The 19,129-nt window shown below is 41.4% G+C and carries 19 protein-coding genes; all 19 read left to right on the top strand.

Annotated features, from left to right (window positions below; all coding sequences use genetic code 11):
- Positions 1 to 57: 57 nt before the first annotated feature.
- The 19 genes from metG (at position 58) to spoVT (ending at position 19,117) form a co-directional block, all read left to right on the top strand.
- Positions 58 to 2,004 (top strand): methionine--tRNA ligase, encoded by a 1,947-nt coding sequence (metG, locus tag FNL97_RS17620; RefSeq protein ID WP_143416257.1) that lies wholly within the window; start codon positions 58 to 60, stop codon positions 2,002 to 2,004.
- 141 nt (positions 2,005 to 2,145) lie between these two features.
- Positions 2,146 to 2,916, top strand: a complete 771-nt coding sequence (locus FNL97_RS17615) for a TatD family hydrolase (RefSeq protein WP_012748813.1) — start codon at positions 2,146 to 2,148, stop codon at positions 2,914 to 2,916.
- A 200-nt stretch (positions 2,917 to 3,116) separates the two neighbouring features.
- Complete coding sequence (locus FNL97_RS17610; RefSeq protein WP_172713589.1) at positions 3,117 to 4,337, top strand: G5 and 3D domain-containing protein; 1,221 nt, start codon at positions 3,117 to 3,119, stop codon at positions 4,335 to 4,337.
- Positions 4,338 to 4,577: 240 nt separating this feature from the next.
- A complete protein-coding gene (gene rnmV, locus FNL97_RS17605) occupies positions 4,578 to 5,141 on the top strand; it encodes a ribonuclease M5 (protein WP_062677425.1) in 564 nt (187 codons plus the stop codon).
- Positions 5,134 to 6,009 carry a 16S rRNA (adenine(1518)-N(6)/adenine(1519)-N(6))-dimethyltransferase RsmA gene (gene rsmA / locus FNL97_RS17600; protein ID WP_089097451.1) on the top strand — a complete coding sequence of 292 codons (876 nt, stop codon included), beginning with the start codon at positions 5,134 to 5,136 and terminating at the stop codon, positions 6,007 to 6,009. Before rnmV ends, rsmA begins: the two co-directional genes overlap by 8 nt.
- A 116-nt stretch (positions 6,010 to 6,125) precedes the next feature.
- Positions 6,126 to 7,010 (top strand): sporulation peptidase YabG, encoded by an 885-nt coding sequence (gene yabG, locus FNL97_RS17595; protein ID WP_097353950.1) that lies wholly within the window; start codon positions 6,126 to 6,128, stop codon positions 7,008 to 7,010.
- Between the two features lie 207 nt (positions 7,011 to 7,217).
- Positions 7,218 to 7,475: a biofilm formation stimulator Veg gene (gene veg / locus FNL97_RS17590; protein ID WP_012748818.1), complete on the top strand. Its 258-nt coding sequence runs from the start codon at positions 7,218 to 7,220 to the stop codon at positions 7,473 to 7,475.
- 104 nt (positions 7,476 to 7,579) lie between these two features.
- Complete coding sequence (locus FNL97_RS17585; RefSeq protein ID WP_041269542.1) at positions 7,580 to 7,759, top strand: small, acid-soluble spore protein, alpha/beta type; 180 nt, start codon at positions 7,580 to 7,582, stop codon at positions 7,757 to 7,759.
- Between the two features lie 195 nt (positions 7,760 to 7,954).
- Positions 7,955 to 8,824: a 4-(cytidine 5'-diphospho)-2-C-methyl-D-erythritol kinase gene (gene ispE, locus FNL97_RS17580; RefSeq protein ID WP_012748820.1), complete on the top strand. Its 870-nt coding sequence runs from the start codon at positions 7,955 to 7,957 to the stop codon at positions 8,822 to 8,824.
- Positions 8,825 to 8,878: 54 nt separating this feature from the next.
- Positions 8,879 to 9,703 carry a pur operon repressor gene (purR, locus tag FNL97_RS17575; protein WP_012748821.1) on the top strand — a complete coding sequence of 275 codons (825 nt, stop codon included), beginning with the start codon at positions 8,879 to 8,881 and terminating at the stop codon, positions 9,701 to 9,703.
- A gap of 26 nt (positions 9,704 to 9,729) precedes the next feature.
- On the top strand, positions 9,730 to 10,104 hold the full coding sequence (locus FNL97_RS17570) for a RidA family protein (RefSeq protein WP_062677415.1): 375 nt from the start codon (positions 9,730 to 9,732) through the stop codon (positions 10,102 to 10,104).
- 156 nt (positions 10,105 to 10,260) lie between these two features.
- Positions 10,261 to 10,551 (top strand): septation regulator SpoVG, encoded by a 291-nt coding sequence (gene spoVG, locus FNL97_RS17565; protein WP_003247437.1) that lies wholly within the window; start codon positions 10,261 to 10,263, stop codon positions 10,549 to 10,551.
- A 127-nt stretch (positions 10,552 to 10,678) separates the two neighbouring features.
- Positions 10,679 to 12,058, top strand: a complete 1,380-nt coding sequence (gene glmU, locus FNL97_RS17560; RefSeq protein WP_062677414.1) for a bifunctional UDP-N-acetylglucosamine diphosphorylase/glucosamine-1-phosphate N-acetyltransferase GlmU — start codon at positions 10,679 to 10,681, stop codon at positions 12,056 to 12,058.
- A 13-nt stretch (positions 12,059 to 12,071) separates the two neighbouring features.
- Positions 12,072 to 13,019, top strand: a complete 948-nt coding sequence (locus FNL97_RS17555; protein WP_062677413.1) for a ribose-phosphate diphosphokinase — start codon at positions 12,072 to 12,074, stop codon at positions 13,017 to 13,019.
- 93 nt (positions 13,020 to 13,112) lie between these two features.
- Positions 13,113 to 13,745: a 50S ribosomal protein L25/general stress protein Ctc gene (locus FNL97_RS17550; protein ID WP_143416255.1), complete on the top strand. Its 633-nt coding sequence runs from the start codon at positions 13,113 to 13,115 to the stop codon at positions 13,743 to 13,745.
- A 65-nt stretch (positions 13,746 to 13,810) separates the two neighbouring features.
- A complete protein-coding gene (gene pth / locus FNL97_RS17545; RefSeq protein WP_012748826.1) occupies positions 13,811 to 14,371 on the top strand; it encodes an aminoacyl-tRNA hydrolase in 561 nt (186 codons plus the stop codon).
- 64 nt (positions 14,372 to 14,435) lie between these two features.
- Positions 14,436 to 14,666, top strand: a complete 231-nt coding sequence (gene fin, locus FNL97_RS17540) for an anti-sigma-F factor Fin (protein ID WP_012748827.1) — start codon at positions 14,436 to 14,438, stop codon at positions 14,664 to 14,666.
- Between the two features lie 193 nt (positions 14,667 to 14,859).
- Positions 14,860 to 18,393, top strand: coding sequence for a transcription-repair coupling factor (mfd, locus tag FNL97_RS17535; RefSeq protein ID WP_062677411.1), 3,534 nt, complete (start codon positions 14,860 to 14,862; stop codon positions 18,391 to 18,393).
- Between the two features lie 187 nt (positions 18,394 to 18,580).
- On the top strand, positions 18,581 to 19,117 hold the full coding sequence (gene spoVT, locus FNL97_RS17530) for a stage V sporulation protein T (RefSeq protein WP_012748829.1): 537 nt from the start codon (positions 18,581 to 18,583) through the stop codon (positions 19,115 to 19,117).
- The last annotated feature ends 12 nt before the right edge of the window (positions 19,118 to 19,129 follow it).

The raw sequence follows: 19,129 nt of genomic DNA, 5'->3' as shown, positions 1-19,129 counted from the left end.
TAACATCGCTCTCGTCCGTTGGGCGGGGGCTTTTGTTCAGAATAGGGAGGTATGAAGATGGAGAAAAAGACGTTTTATCTTACGACCCCGATTTACTATCCGAGCGGGAAATTACATATTGGCCATGCATATACGACCGTAGCAGGCGATGCGATGGCGCGCTATAAGCGTCTTCGCGGTTATGATGTCATGTATTTGACTGGTACGGACGAACATGGACAAAAAATTCAGCGAAAAGCGGAAGAAAAAGGAGTAACACCGCAGCAATATGTCGACGAAATTGTCGAAGGCATCCAAGAGTTGTGGAAAAAGCTTGATATTTCTTATGATGACTTCATCCGTACGACGCAAGAACGTCATAAAAAAGTAGTAGAAAAGATTTTTGCGCGTCTTGTCGAACAAGGTGATATTTATTTAGGTGAATACGAAGGATGGTATTGTACACCGTGCGAATCATTTTATACGGAGCGGCAGCTCGTTGATGGAAACTGCCCGGATTGCGGCCGTCCGGTAGAAAAAGTAAAAGAAGAATCGTATTTCTTTAGAATGAGCAAATATGTGGATCGGCTTTTGCAATACTATGAAGAAAATCCGGAGTTCATCCAGCCGGAGTCGCGCAAAAATGAAATGATTAACAACTTTATTAAACCAGGGCTTGAGGATTTAGCGGTATCACGCACGACGTTTGATTGGGGCATTAAAGTTCCGGGTGATCCGAAACACGTCATTTACGTATGGATTGACGCGCTCACGAACTATATTACGGCATTAGGATATGACACGGATAACGATGAGAAGTTTCGAAAATACTGGCCGGCAGACGTTCATTTAGTCGGAAAAGAAATTGTCCGCTTCCATACGATTTACTGGCCAATAATGTTAATGGCGCTCGATTTGCCGCTTCCGAAAAAAGTGTTTGCCCATGGCTGGCTGTTAATGAAAGACGGAAAAATGTCGAAATCAAAAGGAAATGTCGTTGATCCGGTAACATTAATCGACCGTTATGGATTGGATGCACTTCGCTATTATTTGCTTCGCGAAGTTCCGTTTGGCTCCGATGGCGTGTTTACTCCAGAAGGATTTGTCGAACGCATTAACTACGACTTAGCAAACGATTTAGGCAACTTGTTAAATCGCACGGTAGCGATGATTGAAAAATATTTTGACGGCATGATTCCACCATATCGTGGAGCGAAAACAGCATTCGACAACGATCTTGTCGAAAAGGCAAAAGAAACGGTGAAACAATATGAAGAAGCGATGGAGAAAATGGAATTTTCCATTGCGCTTGCGTCCGTATGGCAGCTGATTAACCGAACGAATAAATATATTGACGAAACGCAACCTTGGCTGCTTGCCAAAGATGAAGGCAAAAAAGAACAATTGGCGTCTGTAATGACCCATTTGGCAGAATCACTTCGTCATGTTGCGATTTTGTTGCAGCCGTTTTTAACACGCACGCCGGAAAAAATTTTCGCGCAGCTTGGCATTGTTGATGAACAATTAAAACAATGGGACAGCTTATATGAGTTCGGCCTCATCAAGGAAGGCACGAAAGTAACAAAAGGTGAACCGCTATTTCCACGTCTAGACATTGAAAAAGAAGTGGAATATATTAAAGCCCATATGCAGGGCAGTGCACCGGCAAAACAAACGGAAGAAAAACCAAAACAAGAAGTGCAAGAAATTACGATTGATGATTTTATGAAAGTTGATTTGCGAGTTGCAGAAGTACTTCACGCTGAGCCGGTAAAAAATGCGGATAAACTGCTGAAGCTCAAGCTTGATCTTGGCGATGAACAACGTCAAGTCGTATCAGGAATTGCGCAATTTTACAAACCAGAGGATTTGATCGGCAAAAAAGTGGTTTGCGTCGCCAATTTAAAACCAGTGAAACTGCGCGGTGAACTATCCGAAGGTATGATTCTCGCCGGGGAAGAAAACGGGGTGCTTTCTCTTGTTACCGTTGATAAAACGATTCCAAATGGGACAAAAATAAAATAATGACAAACATAAGAGGTGTGGTGTCTATCGTACACGACACCTCTTTGTTGTCATTTTGTAAAGTAAATGTTAACAACTTGTGATATATGTAATGGATTTCTATGTTACACTTAACACCAAGGTAGAAAAGGGGTTATTGTTATGCTCTTTGACACACATGCGCATTTAAATGCCGTTCAATATAATGATGATTTACAAGAAGTGATTGATCGCGCTCTTAGTGAAAGAGTTTCTCATATTGTCGTCGTCGGCTTTGACCGCCCTACGATTGCGCGGGCGATAGAGCTAGCGGAGCAATATGATTTTATTTATGCTTCCGTCGGTTGGCATCCCGTTGATGCAATCGATATGACAGATGAGGATTTAAACATGATTGAAGAGTTGACTGCCCATCCAAAAGTGGTGGCGTTAGGAGAAATGGGCTTAGATTATTATTGGGATAAATCACCAAAGGAAATACAACATGACGTATTTCGGCGGCAAATCGCTTTAGCGAAAAAGGTAAAACTGCCAATCATTATCCATAATCGGGAAGCAACAGCGGATGTATTGCAAATTTTAAAAGAGGAAAATGCCGCCGAAGTGGGTGGAATTATGCATTGTTTTACCGGAAGTGTAGAAGTAGCGAAGCAATGCATTGATATGAACTTCTTTATTTCCCTTGGCGGTCCGGTAACGTTTAAAAATGCGAAAAAGCCGAAGGAAGTAGCGGCGCAAATTCCGCTTGAGCATTTATTGATTGAAACAGATTGTCCGTATTTAACGCCTCACCCTTTCCGCGGAAAACGAAACGAACCAAGCTACGTCAAATATGTAGCGGAGGCGATTGCCGAGATTAAAGGTATTTCCTTTGAGGAAGTAGCAAAAGCGACGGCAGAGAATGCAAAAAGATTATTCGGCATCCATCGCTAAAATTATTTGTCAAATGGTAAGGAGACTTGTCTAATATGATCGAGGTAAAAAAAGTTCTACAAATTTAGAACATTACATAGTATAAACTGTCGACAAGTCTTCCTTCCCTTTTAACCGAATTTTCTGCATAATAGAGTGTGTTTACGCGTACATGTTAGAGGGAGAGGGGAATTTAGCGAGAGAAGGAGGCGTTTTGCATAATGTTACCCAATATGAAGAAGATTTCCGGTTCATTGAGGAAAAAATTCACTGTTACTGCTAGTAGTTTTATAGCTTTGTCAGCAACAACGGGATTTGCTGGGTACGAAATAGCCAAAGATGATGTGACACTAACGGCAAACGGAAAAAAACAAGAGATTCGTACTCATGCAAAAACGGTAAAAGAAGTATTACAGGAGCAAAATATTAAGCCAAGGAAAGAAGATCGCGTCTATCCATCGTTAGATACGCCGATTACAGATGATTTAAACATCGTTTGGGAAGCGAGCAAGAAAGTCACTTTGACAGTAGATGGAAAAAAACAAGAAATATGGACGACTGCAAAGAACGTTGCCGAGCTATTAAACTCACAACATATTAAAATCGAAAAGCACGACAAAATTGCCCCAGCACCAAATACAAAAATTAAAAAGGGAATGAAAGTCAACATAGAAAAGGCATTCCCAGTTCAATTAAATGTCGGCGGTAAACAGCAACAAGTGTGGGCAACTTCGACTACTGTCGCTGACTTTTTAAAACAACAAAATGTAAAATTAGATGAACTCGACCGTGTAGAGCCATCTTTACAGGACAAACTAAAAGAAAATATGGTCGTAAAAGTGATTAAAGTTGAAAAAGTCACCGATGTAGTGGAAGAACCAGTTGACTTTGCAGTCGTCACTAGACAAGATGCACAATTGCCAAAAGGAGAACAACGTATTATTAGCCCTGGAGAAAAAGGGCGAGTTTCGAAAAAGTATGAAGTAGTGCTCGAAAATGGAAAAGAAGTATCGCGGAAATTAATTGAGACAAAGATGATAAAAGAAAGTAAAAATCGGATTGTTGCTATCGGTACGAAAGTGGCTAAAAGCCGACCTGCTCATACGCAAAGCCGCTCTGTTCAGACCGTATCGCGCGGCCAAAAGCATGCAGCGCGAGAAATTTATGTTGTTGCTAGCGCCTATACTGCTTATTGTCAAGGATGTTCAGGAACAACGAGAATGGGAATTAACTTGCGTGCAAATCCTTCTGTAAAAGTAATCGCAGTGGATCCAAACGTTATTCCGCTTGGATCAAAAGTGTACGTAGAAGGATACGGATATGCTATAGCTGCTGATACAGGATCAGGTATTAATGGTTATGAAATTGACGTGTTTATTCCAAAGCAATCGGATGCACTTCGTTGGGGTAGAAAGCGTGTGAAAGTGAGAATTCTTCAATAAAGGAAAAGGATGCGGAGGGTTTTTTGCCCTCTGCTTTTTCGTTATAATGAAGAAAGATATTTTCCTACTCATTTAGACGAAAAAAATCGAAAAAAGTTTCGGTTATTTTAAAAAATAAATTAACATTTTTAGCAGCAAAAAACTCTTTCAACAATTATTTTACAGGAAAGGGGGCATCGCAGAAATAGGAAAAAAGACTTATTCCGTGTGGAATGAGTGAACGATTTCTGCGCAATAGTGATGAAGATTAAAGAAATTATTGTTGTGGAAGGAAAAGACGATACAGTGGCGATTCAGCGCGCCGTTGATGCAGATACTATTGAAACGAACGGGTCGGCAATTAGTGAAGAAACGATTGAACGAATTAAATTAGCAAAAGAAAAACGTGGCGTAATTATTTTTACGGACCCTGATTTTCCAGGTGAAAAAATTCGCAAAACGATTACAGAGCGTGTTCCAGGCTGCAAACATGCTTTTTTGTCAAGAAAAGCGGCTATTGCGAAAAATGGGAAAGGAATTGGCGTAGAACATGCGTCTGTGGAAGATATCCGTCAAGCGTTGAAAAACGTGTACGAGGAAACAACAGAGTGGAAGGAAGAGATTACGTTTGATGAACTCGTTGCTGCTGGTTTAATCGGTGGAGAATTAGCGAAAAAGCGGCGCCAACATTTAGGTGAAATTTTAAAAATAGGATATACAAACGGAAAGCAGCTTTATAAGCGATTGCAAGTATTTCAAATCTCTAAAGAAACATTTTATGCAGCATTAGAGCAAGTATTGCAGGAGGAAGCAAATGATGAATAAAGACATTGCCACACCGGGGCGAACCCGGGAAATCCTGGAAAAGTATGGGTTTTCATTTAAAAAAAGTTTAGGACAAAATTTTTTAATTGACACCAATATTTTGCGGAAAATTGTCGATTTTGCCGAGCTTTCGGACGAAACAGGAGCGATTGAAATCGGTCCTGGAATCGGTGCTTTAACGGAGCAGCTGGCACGCCGTGCGAAAAAGGTAGTCGCGTTTGAAATTGATCAGCGGCTTTTGCCGATTTTAGAGGATACATTATCACCGTATGGAAACATCCGTATTATCCATCAAGATGTTTTAAAAGCGGATATTCACCGCGTGATCTCCGAAGAATTTACCGGCATGACCGATATTATGGTAGTGGCAAATTTGCCGTACTACGTCACAACACCGATCATTATGAAGCTATTGACAGATCGCTTGCCGATTCGCGGCATGGTTGTTATGTTGCAAAAAGAAGTGGCGGACCGTCTAGCCGCAAAGCCGGGAACGAAAGATTACGGTTCGTTGTCGATTGCAATTCAATATTATACAGAAGCGGAGACGGTCATGACCGTCCCAAGAACGGTGTTTATCCCGCAGCCGAACGTGGATTCTGCTGTTATTCGGTTAATAAAGCGAAAGCAGCCGCCTGTTAAAGTGGAAGACGAAGCGTTTTTCTTTCAAGTGGTGCGGGCAAGCTTTGCGCAGCGCCGGAAAACGATTTTAAACAATTTAGTAAACAATTTGCCAAACGGAAAAGCGATGAAAGAGCAAATAGAGCGTGTCTTAACAGAGACAGACATTGACCCGCGCCGCCGCGGAGAAACGCTGACAATGGAGGAGTTTGCCGCGCTTAGCAATGCGCTGCGGCACGTTTTGTAAGTATGTAAGCACTTTTTTGGTTGGTTTGGGAAAGAAAAGACCTATGTCTATCACCTATTGTCGAGATGTGCATATGTTACTTAAGTAAACAATTTGTTTTAATGGAGTGAACGGTGATGGACGTTAAGGTCGGCGATATTGTTGCAAGAAAGTCGTATAACTGTGATTTATTGTTTCGTGTAATAGATGTGAAAGAAAAAGATGGGGAAAAAGAAGCGACTTTATATGGCGAAGATGTCAGACTGATCGCCGATGCCCCATGCAGTGATTTAGTCATTATTGGTGAACGGGAACAGCAGGAAAGAAAGAAAAAGGAAATAGAGCTTATAGAACAATCGTATAAGCTATTCCGGCAAGATTACCATGTAATGAAGCAAAAAACAGAATACCGGGCGACGGGAGGATACCGAACGGAAAAAGATTTTTTTCAAATTCCGGGGCGCGTCCTTCATTTGGACGGTGACCCTTTATATTTGCGGAAGTGTTTAGATTTATATGAACGAATCGGAGTGCCGGTATACGGAATTTATTGTGATGAAAGCGAAATGTCTGAAAAAGTCGGTGAGCTTCTTGAACGATTCCGCCCTGATATTTTAGTGATTACCGGCCATGATTCTTATTCCAATTCAAAAGGAAAAGTAACGGATTTAAAGGCATATCGCCATTCAAAACATTTTGTACAAACAGTAAAAGAAGCACGTAAAAAAGTTCCTCATCTTGACCAGCTGATTATTTTTGCGGGGGCGTGTCAATCCCATTTTGAATCGCTTATTCGCGCCGGGGCCAATTTTGCCAGCTCCCCCGCACGCGTAAACATTCATGCGCTGGACCCAGTTTATGTCGTCTCGAGAATTAGTTTTACCCCTTTTATGGAAACGGTAGATGTTTGGGATGTACTTCGCAATACATTAACTGGAGAAAAAGGACTTGGAGGAGTAGAAACGAAAGGAGTATTGCGCACGGGAATGCCTTTTCGTTCCATTGGTGAAATGAGCGATTAACAGAGCCGCCATCAAAAAGGCGGTTTTTTTATTTTTTCTACAATTTATACATATTTTTTCACATAAAAAACCATAATATACATAATAAAGAAGGATTTTGTAGAAAAATATGCATTGACAGTAACGAAAAAACACTGATATAATTTTAATTTTTTTGACTTTGAAAGAAAACTTTGTTATAATTATAAACAGTGAGGTGGATAGCGAATGGCAAAAACTTTATCCGATATTAAAAAAGCGTTGGATTCTAATATCGGCAGACGTTTGACATTGCGCGCAAACGGCGGGCGAAGAAAAACGATTGAACGATGCGGAATTTTAGCTGAAACGTATCCATCGGTATTTGTTATTGAACTCGACCAAAAAGAAAATGCGTTTGAACGGGTATCGTTTAGTTACGCTGATGTGTTAACAGAAACAGTACAATTGACGTTTTTAGATGACGATCAAGCGGGTAGGCAGTAGACATTTGTTTGCTGCTTTTTGTTTTGTCATAAATAGGTGAACATAAAGATATGCGTTTTTTTTCATACTAAAACTGTCGCGGTGGTTGAAAGGGGCTGTTGACATTGGGTCGACGTCGTGGAATTATGTCGCAACGCTTTAAAGAAGAGTTGGCGAAAGAATTAGGCTTTTATGATGTCGTTCAAAGAGAAGGATGGGGCGCGATCCGCGCGAAAGATGCTGGAAATATGGTGAAATTAGCGATTGAAAAAGCGGAACGACAGCTAGCCGAGAACATGAAATAGCGTAGACTTGTGTAAAGGAAAACAAAAACGACCGCGACAGCCGAAGCAGCATCGCTTCGGCTTTTGTTTGGTATCGTTTGCCATAACTCAACAGATGAATATATTTTTCTTTTTGTTCAGGAACACACATCATTTATGCTAATATGGTAAATGGATCTTATGAGAAGTTTGAAGTCGTTAAAGTAGGTGGAACGTTTGAGGTTGTTAGTCAAAGCACCAGCAAAAATCAACTTATCATTGGACGTGTTACATAAGCGGCCGGATGGGTATCATGAAGTGAAAATGGTCATGACAACGATTGATTTGGCAGATCGGATCGAATTAATTCCACAAATGGATGATACCATACAAATTATTTCAAAAAACCGATTCGTTCCCGATGACCACCGCAACTTGGCGTATCAGGCTGCAAAGTTATTGAAAGATACATTTGCGATTAAACAAGGCATAGCGATCTCTATTACAAAAAATATTCCAGTAGCGGCTGGGCTGGCGGGAGGAAGCAGCGACGCCGCCGCGACGCTCCGCGGTTTAAATAAGCTTTGGAATTTAGGCCTTACACTGGATGAGTTAGCAGAACTAGGAGCAAAAATCGGTTCTGACGTATCATTTTGCGTTTACGGTGGAACCGCGATTGCAACAGGACGGGGCGAAAAAATTACACCGATTCCTGCTCCACCGCCATGCTGGGTTATTTTGGCCAAACCATCGATCGGTGTTTCTACTGCTGAAGTGTATCGAAATTTAAAGGTTGATGAGATTCCACATCCGGATGTGGACGGAATGGTAGAGGCGATTTATCGCCAAGATTATGCGGCTATTTGTAAACTGGTTGGAAACGTATTAGAGGAAGTAACATTAAAAAAATATCCAGAAGTAGCGCATATTAAAGAGCAAATGAAGCGGTTTGGAGCAGACGCGGTATTGATGAGCGGCAGCGGGCCGACGGTGTTCGGGTTAGTCCAGCACGATTCAAGATTGCAGCGAATTTATAACGGACTCCGCGGTTTTTGTGATCAAGTGTTTGCTGTCCGTATATTAGGCGAACGCCATTCACTTGATTAAATACGTACATTTTTGGTATATTTACTTTAAAACATTCGGTTTTAGGAGGCCTCTATGAAGTTAAGGCGCAGCGGCCGTTTAGTCGATATGACCCATTATCTTCTCGAACGGCCTCATCAGCTTATTCCGCTTACTTTTTTTGCAGATCGTTATGAATCGGCGAAGTCATCGATTAGTGAGGATTTAGCCATTATTAAACAAACGTTTGAACAGCAAGGAATCGGAACGATCAAAACATTGCCAGGCGCAGCGGGCGGAGTGCAATATATTCCGAAAATGTCGAAACAGGAAGCGGAAGAGATTGTTACATATTTATGTGAGCAACTATCACGCCCAGATCGGCTGTTGCCTGGCGGATATTTGTATATGACCGATATTCTTGGCGACCCTCGTATTGTGAACAAAATCGGCCGTCTATATGCGTCCATTTTTGCCGACCGGCCGGTGGATGTCGTCATGACGATTGCAACAAAAGGAATCCCGCTTGCTTATGCGGTAGCTCATTTTTTGTATGTTCCTGTCGTTATTGTACGCCATGACAATAAAGTGACAGAAGGGTCGATGGTCAGCATTAACTATGTTTCCGGTTCTTCTAAACGCATTCAAACGATGGTGCTAGCCAAGCGGAGTTTAGCCGAAGGAGCCAATGTGTTAATCATCGATGATTTTATGAAAGCCGGCGGAACGGTAAACGGCATGGTGAATTTATTAAATGAATTTAACGCCAAACTTTCCGGCATCGGTGTTCTTGTCGAATCGGAAGAAACGAAAGAGCGACTTGTTGATGAATATATTTCGCTCGTAAAATTATCTTCTGTCGATGTTAAAGAAAAACAAATTACCGTAAAAGCAGGAAATTATATCCATTTTATGGAATAGATAAACGAGAAAGGAGAGCAAACAAAATGAAAAAGGTAGAAACGAATAAAGCGCCGCAAGCGATCGGTCCGTATTCGCAAGGAATTATCGTCAATAACATGTTTTACAGCTCGGGGCAAATTCCGCTCACTCCTGAAGGAGAGATGGTACAAGGCGACATAAAAGCACAAACACATCAAGTATTTCAAAACTTAAAAGCCGTTTTGGAAGCGGCTGGCGCATCGCTTGATACAGTAGTCAAAACGACGGTGTTTTTGAAAAACATGGATGACTTTGCGGCAATGAATGAAGTATATAGTGAATATTTCACTAACCATAAACCGGCGCGCTCGTGCGTGGAAGTGGCGAGACTGCCGAAAGACGCGCTTGTCGAAATTGAAGTAGTCGCGTTGATTCGATAAATTACATCATCTGCCTTTTCCCCTAAACAGTCAAGGATGCTGTACGTTGCGTACTAGCTAATTTATTATAAAAAATTTTCAAAAAAAGAAGGAAAAAGTGAAAACATGTGGAATAAAAATAATCAAGTCTGATATAGGGAAAAGGTGGTGAACATAATGGAAGTTACTGACGTAAGATTACGCCGCGTAAATACCGAAGGACGTATGAAAGCCATTGCCTCTATCACATTGGATAACGAATTCGTTGTCCACGATATCCGCGTCATCGATGGCAATAACGGATTGTTTGTCGCAATGCCAAGCAAGCGCACTCCAGATGGAGAATTTCGCGACATTGCACATCCGATTAACTCAGCCACACGTGGAAAAATTCAAGAGGCAATATTAGCTGAGTATCACCGTTTAGGTAAATTGGAAGAAGAACTTGAAGAAGCTGGTGCTTCATAAAAATATGGAAAAGAGTCTGTTCTAAATGAACAGGCTCTTTTTTTTGGAAAAATGAATGTTTCCTTGAAATACACTACTAATTGAGATATATTCAATTATGGATAAAAAGGTAATTGGAGGCCTATATATGGTAAAACGATATGCGGTCATATTGGCGGCTGGACAGGGGACAAGGATGAAGTCGAAGCAATATAAAGTATTGCACCCTGTTTGCGGCAAGCCAATGGTCCAGCATGTGGTGGACCAAGTTTTACAGCTGGGAATAGAAAAGCTTATTACGGTTGTTGGATTTGGAGCAGAACAAGTAAAGGCGCAGCTTGGCGACCAAAGCGAATATGCCTTTCAGAAAGAGCAATTAGGAACGGCGCACGCGGTTATGCAGGCAGCCCCTTATTTACAGGAAAAAGATGGAGTAACGCTCGTTGTATGCGGAGATACACCATTAATTACTGCTGAAACGATGCAAGCTTTGCTTGATCATCATCTTGCGACCAATGCAAAAGCAACGATTTTGACAGCAGTTGCAGATAACCCTGCCGGATATGGCCGCATTGTTCGCGATGCTCATGGAAATGTTGAGAAAATTGTCGAACATAAAGATGCAAGCGAACAAGAACGTGCCATCAAGGAAATTAACACAGGGACATATTGTTTCGATAACAAGTCTTTGTTTGAAGCGCTTACACATGTATCAAACAATAACGCACAAGGCGAATATTATTTAACTGATGTCATTGAAATTTTAAAATCAAATGGCAGTATCATTTCCGCGTACAAAGCCCCATCTTTTGAAGAAACGATCGGGGTAAACGACCGTGTTGCCCTCGCTGAAGCAGAAAAAATTATGCGCGAGCGGATTTGTCGCAAACATATGATGAACGGGGTAACAATTATTGATCCTGCTCATACGTATATATCGGCTGAGGTGCGAATCGGCCGTGACACTGTGATTTATCCGGGTACGGTCATTGAAGGAAAAACGGTAATCGGTGAAGATTGTACGATTGGACCAAACTCGGAAATTAAAGATTGTTGGATTGGAAACGGCACAACGATTCGTCATTCCGTTGCCCATGACAGCGAAATTGGGAACGATGTCACGATTGGACCGTTTGCCCATATTCGTCCATCGTCGAAAATCGATGATGAGGTCCGCATCGGAAATTTTGTCGAAGTGAAAAAATCAACATTTGGAAAAGGAAGCAAAGCGTCGCATTTAAGCTATATCGGCGATGCGGAAGTCGGCGTCAACGTTAATCTTGGCTGTGGATCGATTACGGTAAACTATGATGGGAAAAATAAACATATAACGAAAATTGAAGATGGGGCGTTTATTGGCTGTAATGCCAATTTAATTGCTCCTGTGACGGTTGGAAAAGGGGCTTATGTTGCCGCCGGTTCTACGATTACGGATGATGTTCCAGAAAACGCGTTATCGATTGCCCGCGCGCGGCAGGTAAATAAAGAGAATTATGTGGATCGTCTTTCGATCAAGAAAAATTCTTAATGGAGGTTTATCAATGTCTGAGTGTCACCACAAACTAAAACTGTTTGCGTTAAATTCTAACATGAAATTGGCGGAAGAAATTGCGGAAGTTATGGGAATTGGATTGGGCAAATGCTCTGTCTCCCGTTTTAGCGATGGGGAAATCCAAATTAACATTGAAGAAAGCATCCGCGGCGATGATGTTTTCGTTGTTCAATCGACAAGCGTCCCGGTCAATGAGCATTTAATGGAATTATTAATCATGATTGATGCGTTAAAACGCGCTTCCGCAAAAACGATTAATATTGTGATGCCGTATTACGGGTATGCCCGTCAAGACCGAAAAGCACGCTCCCGCGAGCCGATTACAGCAAAATTAGTGGCAAATCTTTTAGAAACAGCAGGAGCTTCCCGCGTCATTACACTTGATTTGCACGCGCCGCAAATTCAAGGATTTTTCGATATTCCGATTGATCATTTAATGGGAGTTCCGATTTTAGCTGAATATTTTAAAAATAAAAATCTTGATGATGTTGTTGTCGTTTCTCCAGACCATGGAGGAGTAACGCGGACACGAAAACTTGCTGACCGTTTAAAAGCGCCGATCGCCATCATTGATAAGCGCCGGCCAAAGCCAAATGTGGCGGAAGTCATGAATATCGTTGGACAAGTTGAAGGGAAAACTGCTATTTTAATTGATGATATCATTGATACGGCCGGAACGATTACATTAGCTGCCAACGCACTGATCGAAAACGGAGCGAAAGAAGTATATGCATGCTGTACACACCCAGTATTGTCAGGGCCGGCAATTGAGCGCATTCAAAATTCAAAAATTAAAGAACTTGTTGTAACGAATACAATTGCGTTGCCAGAAGAGAAGAAAATTGATAAAATTGTAGAGCTGTCAGTTGCACCGCTTATTGCGGAGGCAATTACACGCGTATATGAAATGAAATCTGTCAGTGTGTTATTTGATTAATGGAAAAGCATGTTTAGACCTTCTTGTTTTAGGATAAAGTATCAATTAGGTTCTAATTGATTCTAAAATTCTAATTCAGGAAGGTGAGGAAACATGGCTGTAGTACTAGAAGCAAAAGAACGCCCAGATAAAAAACATTCCACACTTCGACGCATTCGTTTACAAGGAAATATTCCTGGAATATTATATGGGAAAAATATTGACAATCAAATGATTTTTGTTAGTGGCGTAGCACTTGAAAAAACGATCCGCGAAGGTGGGCGCCATAGCTTAATGACGCTGAAAATAGGCGAAAAAGATTATTCCGTCCTGTTGCGCGAGATCCAAAGAGATCCGCTGCGCGGCAATATTCTTCACGCTGATTTTCAAGCAGTAGACATGTCGACAGAAGTAGATATTGATGTTGATGTGCGCTTAATCGGCGAAGCTGCCGGAGAAAAAGACGGCGGCGTATTGCAACAAAATCTGCATCAATTAACGATCCGCGTATTGCCGGCGAATATTCCACCGTCGATTGATATTGACATTTCGCACCTTCAAATAGGCGATACGGTTACGGTGGGAGATATTAACACGGGCGGAAAATACGAAATTATCGATGATCCTTCTGAAGTGATTGCGACGATCTTGCCGCCACAACAGGAGGAAGAAATTCATAGCGGTGAACAGCAAGAACCTGGTCACCCTGATGCAGAAGAGGGAAGAGAAACGACTCCAGAGTCATAAATTCGGACGTAACCGTTTTCGGTTACGTCTTTTGTAGTATCTTCGCAAAGAAAGGAGACCGAGTATTGAAGCTATTTGTCGGGCTTGGAAATCCTGGAAAGGAATATGAACAAACGAGGCATAACGCTGGATTTATGGTAATTGATGAGCTTGCCAAGCGCTGGAATATTTCCTTTCAAACAACAAAATTTCATGGAATGATGGCCTCCACCGTCATTTTCGGAGAAAAAGTGGCATTATGTAAGCCGCTGACATATATGAATTTATCAGGGGAATGTGTTCGGCCGTTAATGGATTACTATCATATTGATGTCGATGATGTCATTGTCATATACGACGACCTTGACCTTCCCCCTGGGAAAATTCGCCTTCGCATGAAAGGAAGCTCCGGTGGACATAACGGCATTAAATCATTAATTCATCACCTAGGCACGCAAGAATTTAAACGTGTTCGCATCGGGATTGGGCGCCCGGCAAATGGTCAAAAGATAACCGATTATGTGTTGGGCCGCTTTACTAAAGAAGAAAGCGACGCGGTAATGGAGGCGATTTTACGCGCGGCGGATGCATGTGAAAAAGCAGTGGTGACGCCATTTCTGCAAGTGATGAATGAATTTAACGCATGAATATTTTCCTCCTAATTGGTGCAAAATGAAGATATGGAATACGCCCATTAGGAGGTTTGTTGCAATGGCATTACATTATTATTGCCGGCATTGCGGAACAAAAATAGGGACGATTGATAGAGTCTCCATATATAGCGAACAATTAGGATTTCACCATTTGACAGAGGAAGAACGATTGGAGATGATTTCGTATCAACCGAATGGTGATATTCACGTAAAAACGATTTGTGAGGATTGTCAAGAGGCGCTGACGAGAAATCCGGAACTACATCAATATGAGAAATTTATACATTAGCAAGCTTTGGGCAACCAAAGCATTTTTGTATTTTTTTATCTTTCCTACACTTGAAAAAACTTTGTCCATTACGATCACTTTATTGAAAATGTCCGCATTTGCGCGCAAAATAGACGGATATAATAGATATAATAGCGGGAAATAAAAAAAAACGGTTTACGTTTTTATTTTGTTGAGAGGAGGGAGAATAGGGGTGCTTTCGTTGCATCGCTATTTTGTTGAGAATCAAGATGTCCGTTCCATTATCGAAGGCGTGAAAGCTAGGTTGAAAGAACAGCTTGTTGTCGGGTTATCCGGCTCTGCCCGGTCTGTTTTCATTTCGTCGTTATATAGAGAAACAGAAAGGCCGCTCTTAGTGATTGCACACAATTTGTTTCAAGCACAAAAAATATATGATGACCTTGTTCAACTGCTTGGGGCGGAAGAGGTATTTCTTTATCCAGTAAACGAAGTAATTGCCGCAGAAATGGCGATAGCCAGTCCAGAATTAAAGGCTCAGCGCTTAGAAGTGATGAATTATTGGCTGAAACATAACAAAGGTGTTGTCATTTGTCCTGTTGCCGGATTACGACGTCTACTTCCTCCTGTGTCATTATGGAGAGATCATATGTTGACATTGGAGGTTCATCATCATATAGATGTTGAACATTATAAGCAACGGTTCGTACAAATGGGATACAAGCGTGTTGCAACTGTGTCAACCCCTGGGGAGTTTAGTGTTCGCGGCGGTATTATTGATATTTATCCATTAACGGCAGAATTTCCATATCGGATTGAGCTATTTGATACAGAAATCGAATCGATTCGTACGTTTACCGCGGATGATCAGCGTTCCCGCGATGAAGTCCAACAAGTAACCATTGGACCTGCTGATGAAATGATTGTTTACGGGGAGATGCTGGAGCGGGGAATCGAACGAATTGAAGCAGGATTAGCGGAAAGCCTCAACAAATTAAAAGATGAGAAAGCCAAACAATTATTGCTAGAACATGTGTCGTCAGAGCTTGAGCAGTTAAAACAAGGGCAGGAAATTGAACAACAATATAAATATACGGCGCTCTTTTATAACGAGCCTGCTAGTTTGCTAGATTACATGCCGGAAAATGGAATATTGTTGATGGATGAAATGAGCAGATTACAAGAGATGGCAGAAAGTTTAGATAAAGAAGAAGCAGAATGGTATACAAGCTTACTTAGCGAGGGAAAAATCATCCATGATGTTCCAATTTCTCACTCTTTTTCTGAATTATTACAAAAACATCCAAAACAGCGGATTTATTTATCCATTTTTCTACGTCATGTTCCGCATACACATCCAGAAAACATTGTCAATATTTCGTGTAAGCAAATGCAAAACTTCCACGGACAAATGTCTTTGCTTAAGTCTGAGCTAGAGAGATGGAAAAAAGCAAATTATGCTGTTGTATTTTTAGCACCGAATGCGGAACGGATGAAAAAACTGCAATCGGTGTTTGAAGATTACGAAATCGATGTCGCCCCGCTAAGCGATGAAGCAATGCTGATGCACGGCAAATATCAAATGCTCGAGGGAGATTTAAATACAGGATTTGAGCTGCCAATGCAAAAGCTGGCTGTGATTACAGAAGAAGAATTGTTTAAAAAGCGGGCGAAAAGACCAATTCGCCGTCAAAAATTATCGAATGCGGAGCGGATTAAAAGTTATTCGGAGCTGCAAGTGGGCGATTACGTGGTTCATGTCAACCACGGTATCGGTAAATATTTGGGAATCGAAACATTAGAGATTAACGGTGTCCATAAAGATTATATCCATATTCAATATCAGGGCAGCGATACGTTATATGTGCCTGTGGATCAAATTGATCAAGTACAAAAATACGTTGGTTCAGAAGGAAAAGAGCCGAAAATTTATAAGTTAGGCGGGTCCGAATGGAAAAAAGTCAAAAAGAAAGTCGAGTCGTCCGTCCAAGATATTGCTGAAGATTTAATTAAGTTATATGCGGAACGCGAAGCAAGCAAAGGATACGCGTTTTCCCCGGATACAGAAATGCAGCGGGAATTTGAAGCAGCGTTTCCGTATCAGGAGACAGAAGATCAGCTGCGTTCGATTGAGGAAATTAAACGCGACATGGAGAGCGACAAGCCGATGGACCGTCTTCTTTGCGGCGACGTTGGCTACGGAAAGACGGAAGTTGCGCTGCGGGCAGCGTTTAAAGCGATTATGGACGGGAAACAAGTCGCGTTTCTTGTACCGACGACGATTTTAGCACAGCAGCATTACGAAACCGTTCGTGAGCGGTTTCAAGGATTTCCGATTAATGTTGGGCTTTTAAATCGATTTCGGACGAGAAAGCAGCAGGCGGAAACGATCAAAGGGCTGAAAGACGGAACGATTGATATGGTCATCGGCACGCACCGCCTATTATCGAAAGATGTGCAGTTTAAAGATTTAGGGCTTCTCATTATTGACGAAGAGCAGCGGTTTGGCGTCACGCATAAGGAAAAAATCAAGCAGCTAAAGGCAAATATCGATGTGTTGACATTAACGGCAACACCAATTCCAAGAACGCTGCATATGTCCATGATCGGAGTGCGCGATCTGTCCATTATTGAAACGCCGCCGGAAAATCGTTTCCCGGTGCAAACGTATGTGATGGAATATACCCCTGAACTTATACGAGAGGCTATTGAACGAGAGCTGGCAAGAGATGGCCAAGTCTTTTTCTTATACAATCGTATTGAAGATATTGATGCCAAAGCGGAAGAAATTTCACAGCTCGTACCGGAAGCGCGTGTTACTTATGCGCACGGGCGAATGACAGAAAATGAGTTGGAGTCCACGATGTTGGCGTTTTTAGAAGGCCAGTATGACGTGCTTGTCACAACGACGATTATTGAGACAGGTGTTGACATTCCAAATGTGAACACATTAATTGTCTATGATGCAGATCGCATGGGATTATCGCAATTGTATCAGCTGCGCGGTCGCGTCGGACGTTCTAATCGCGTTGCTTATGCGTATTTTACGTATCGGAAAGATAAAGTGCTCAATGAGGATGCTGAGAAACGTTTACAAGCAATCAAAGAATTTACCGAGCTTGGCTCAGGGTTTAAAATTGCGATGCGTGACTTATCGATTCGCGGCGCTGGGAATATATTAGGCGCGCAACAACATGGATTCATTGATTCTGTCGGCTTTGATTTATATTCACAAATGTTAAAAGAAGCAATCGAAAAACGAAAAGGAATCAAACAGGAAGAAGCAAAACCTGAAGTAACGATTGATTTAGAAGTCGACGCTTATATTCCAGATACGTATATTTCTGACGGGTTACAAAAAATTGATATGTACAAGCGTTTTAAAGCGGTGGAAACGATGGAAGACGTGGAAGCATTGCGGGATGAAATGCTTGACCGCTTTGGTGAATATCCGGATGAAGTCGCTTATTTATTCCAAATTGCGGAAATTAAAGTATATGCGAAACAAATAGGAGTAGAATCGATTAAACAACAGAAACAGCAAATTGAAATTTTATTTGATGAGAACGCATCAAAAGATGTGGAAATTCAGCGTTTATCGAAAATCGGCGGGCAATACGGTCGCTTATTCGGTTTTGGAATGGAAGGTTCCAAATTAAAAATTGTTTTATACATTAAAGAATTGAAGCCACAAGAATGGTTAATGATTTTATATGAAACGTTAAAAGAGCTTTCGGGCGTAAAAGGTGAAAAATCGATTATTGCATAAGTTTATGCTTCTAAAAGATGGTCGATAATGAATGATGGGTAATTTTATCTAAAATTGAAAAAATCACTTTCATCATGTATATAACTGGGATTATGAAGGATACTAATCACAGCAATGGTGAATTCTCCATAACAAGGATTCATCCGTGTATTCTTCAAATCCTAGGTGAAAGTGAGGGCATCTGTAGATGAAAGCAACTGGTATTGTTCGCCGAATTGATGATTTAGGAAGGGTTGTCATTCCGAAAGAAATTCGAAGAACGTTGCGTATCCGAGAAGGGGACCCGCTTGAAATATTTGTTGACCGTGACGGAGAAGTTATTTTAAAAAAATATTCGCCAATTAGTGAATTAGGTGATTTTGCAAAAGAATATGCAGAGGCGTTGTTTGACAGTTTAGGACAGCCTGTGTTGATTTGCGACCGAGATGTTTTTATTGCAGTAGCGGGTGTTTCGAAAAAAGAATATTTGAACAAAAATGTCGGTCCATTAGTGGAAAAAGCGATGGAAGAACGAAATTCTGTCCTTCACACAGAAGAAGGAGAGACCGAACTCGTTGACGGAGTTTCTGAAATGTTAAAATCGTATACAATTGGACCGATTGTAGCAAACGGAGATCCGATTGGCGCCGTTGTCATTTTATCAAAAGATAAAGTGCTTGGTGAAGTAGAACATAAAGCAGTCGAAACAGCTGCTAGCTTCTTGGCTCGACAAATGGAGCAATAGTAGACAATAAAA

Origin of the sequence: Geobacillus sp. E263, from assembly GCF_007197795.1 — a bacterium.
Taxonomy (GTDB): domain Bacteria; phylum Bacillota; class Bacilli; order Bacillales; family Anoxybacillaceae; genus Parageobacillus_B; species Parageobacillus_B toebii.
Note: the sequence above shows the minus strand (reverse complement) of the source record. Positions and strands in the feature narration are given on the sequence as shown.

What these genes read in the sequence shown, in the direction of transcription:
- purR (WP_012748821.1), top strand. Translation starts at nt 8,879, where the DNA reads ATGAAGTTAAGGCGCAGCGGCCGTTTAGTCGATATGACCCATTATCTT.
- rnmV (WP_062677425.1), top strand. Translation starts at nt 4,578, where the DNA reads ATGAAGATTAAAGAAATTATTGTTGTGGAAGGAAAAGACGATACAGTG.
- rsmA (WP_089097451.1), top strand. Translation starts at nt 5,134, where the DNA reads ATGAATAAAGACATTGCCACACCGGGGCGAACCCGGGAAATCCTGGAA.
- FNL97_RS17615 (WP_012748813.1), top strand. Translation starts at nt 2,146, where the DNA reads ATGCTCTTTGACACACATGCGCATTTAAATGCCGTTCAATATAATGAT.
- spoVG (WP_003247437.1), top strand. Translation starts at nt 10,261, where the DNA reads ATGGAAGTTACTGACGTAAGATTACGCCGCGTAAATACCGAAGGACGT.
- FNL97_RS17550 (WP_143416255.1), top strand. Translation starts at nt 13,113, where the DNA reads ATGGCTGTAGTACTAGAAGCAAAAGAACGCCCAGATAAAAAACATTCC.
- metG (WP_143416257.1), top strand. Translation starts at nt 58, where the DNA reads ATGGAGAAAAAGACGTTTTATCTTACGACCCCGATTTACTATCCGAGC.
- veg (WP_012748818.1), top strand. Translation starts at nt 7,218, where the DNA reads ATGGCAAAAACTTTATCCGATATTAAAAAAGCGTTGGATTCTAATATC.
- spoVT (WP_012748829.1), top strand. Translation starts at nt 18,581, where the DNA reads ATGAAAGCAACTGGTATTGTTCGCCGAATTGATGATTTAGGAAGGGTT.
- fin (WP_012748827.1), top strand. Translation starts at nt 14,436, where the DNA reads ATGGCATTACATTATTATTGCCGGCATTGCGGAACAAAAATAGGGACG.
- FNL97_RS17570 (WP_062677415.1), top strand. Translation starts at nt 9,730, where the DNA reads ATGAAAAAGGTAGAAACGAATAAAGCGCCGCAAGCGATCGGTCCGTAT.
- glmU (WP_062677414.1), top strand. Translation starts at nt 10,679, where the DNA reads ATGGTAAAACGATATGCGGTCATATTGGCGGCTGGACAGGGGACAAGG.
- FNL97_RS17555 (WP_062677413.1), top strand. Translation starts at nt 12,072, where the DNA reads ATGTCTGAGTGTCACCACAAACTAAAACTGTTTGCGTTAAATTCTAAC.
- yabG (WP_097353950.1), top strand. Translation starts at nt 6,126, where the DNA reads ATGGACGTTAAGGTCGGCGATATTGTTGCAAGAAAGTCGTATAACTGT.
- FNL97_RS17610 (WP_172713589.1), top strand. Translation starts at nt 3,117, where the DNA reads ATGTTACCCAATATGAAGAAGATTTCCGGTTCATTGAGGAAAAAATTC.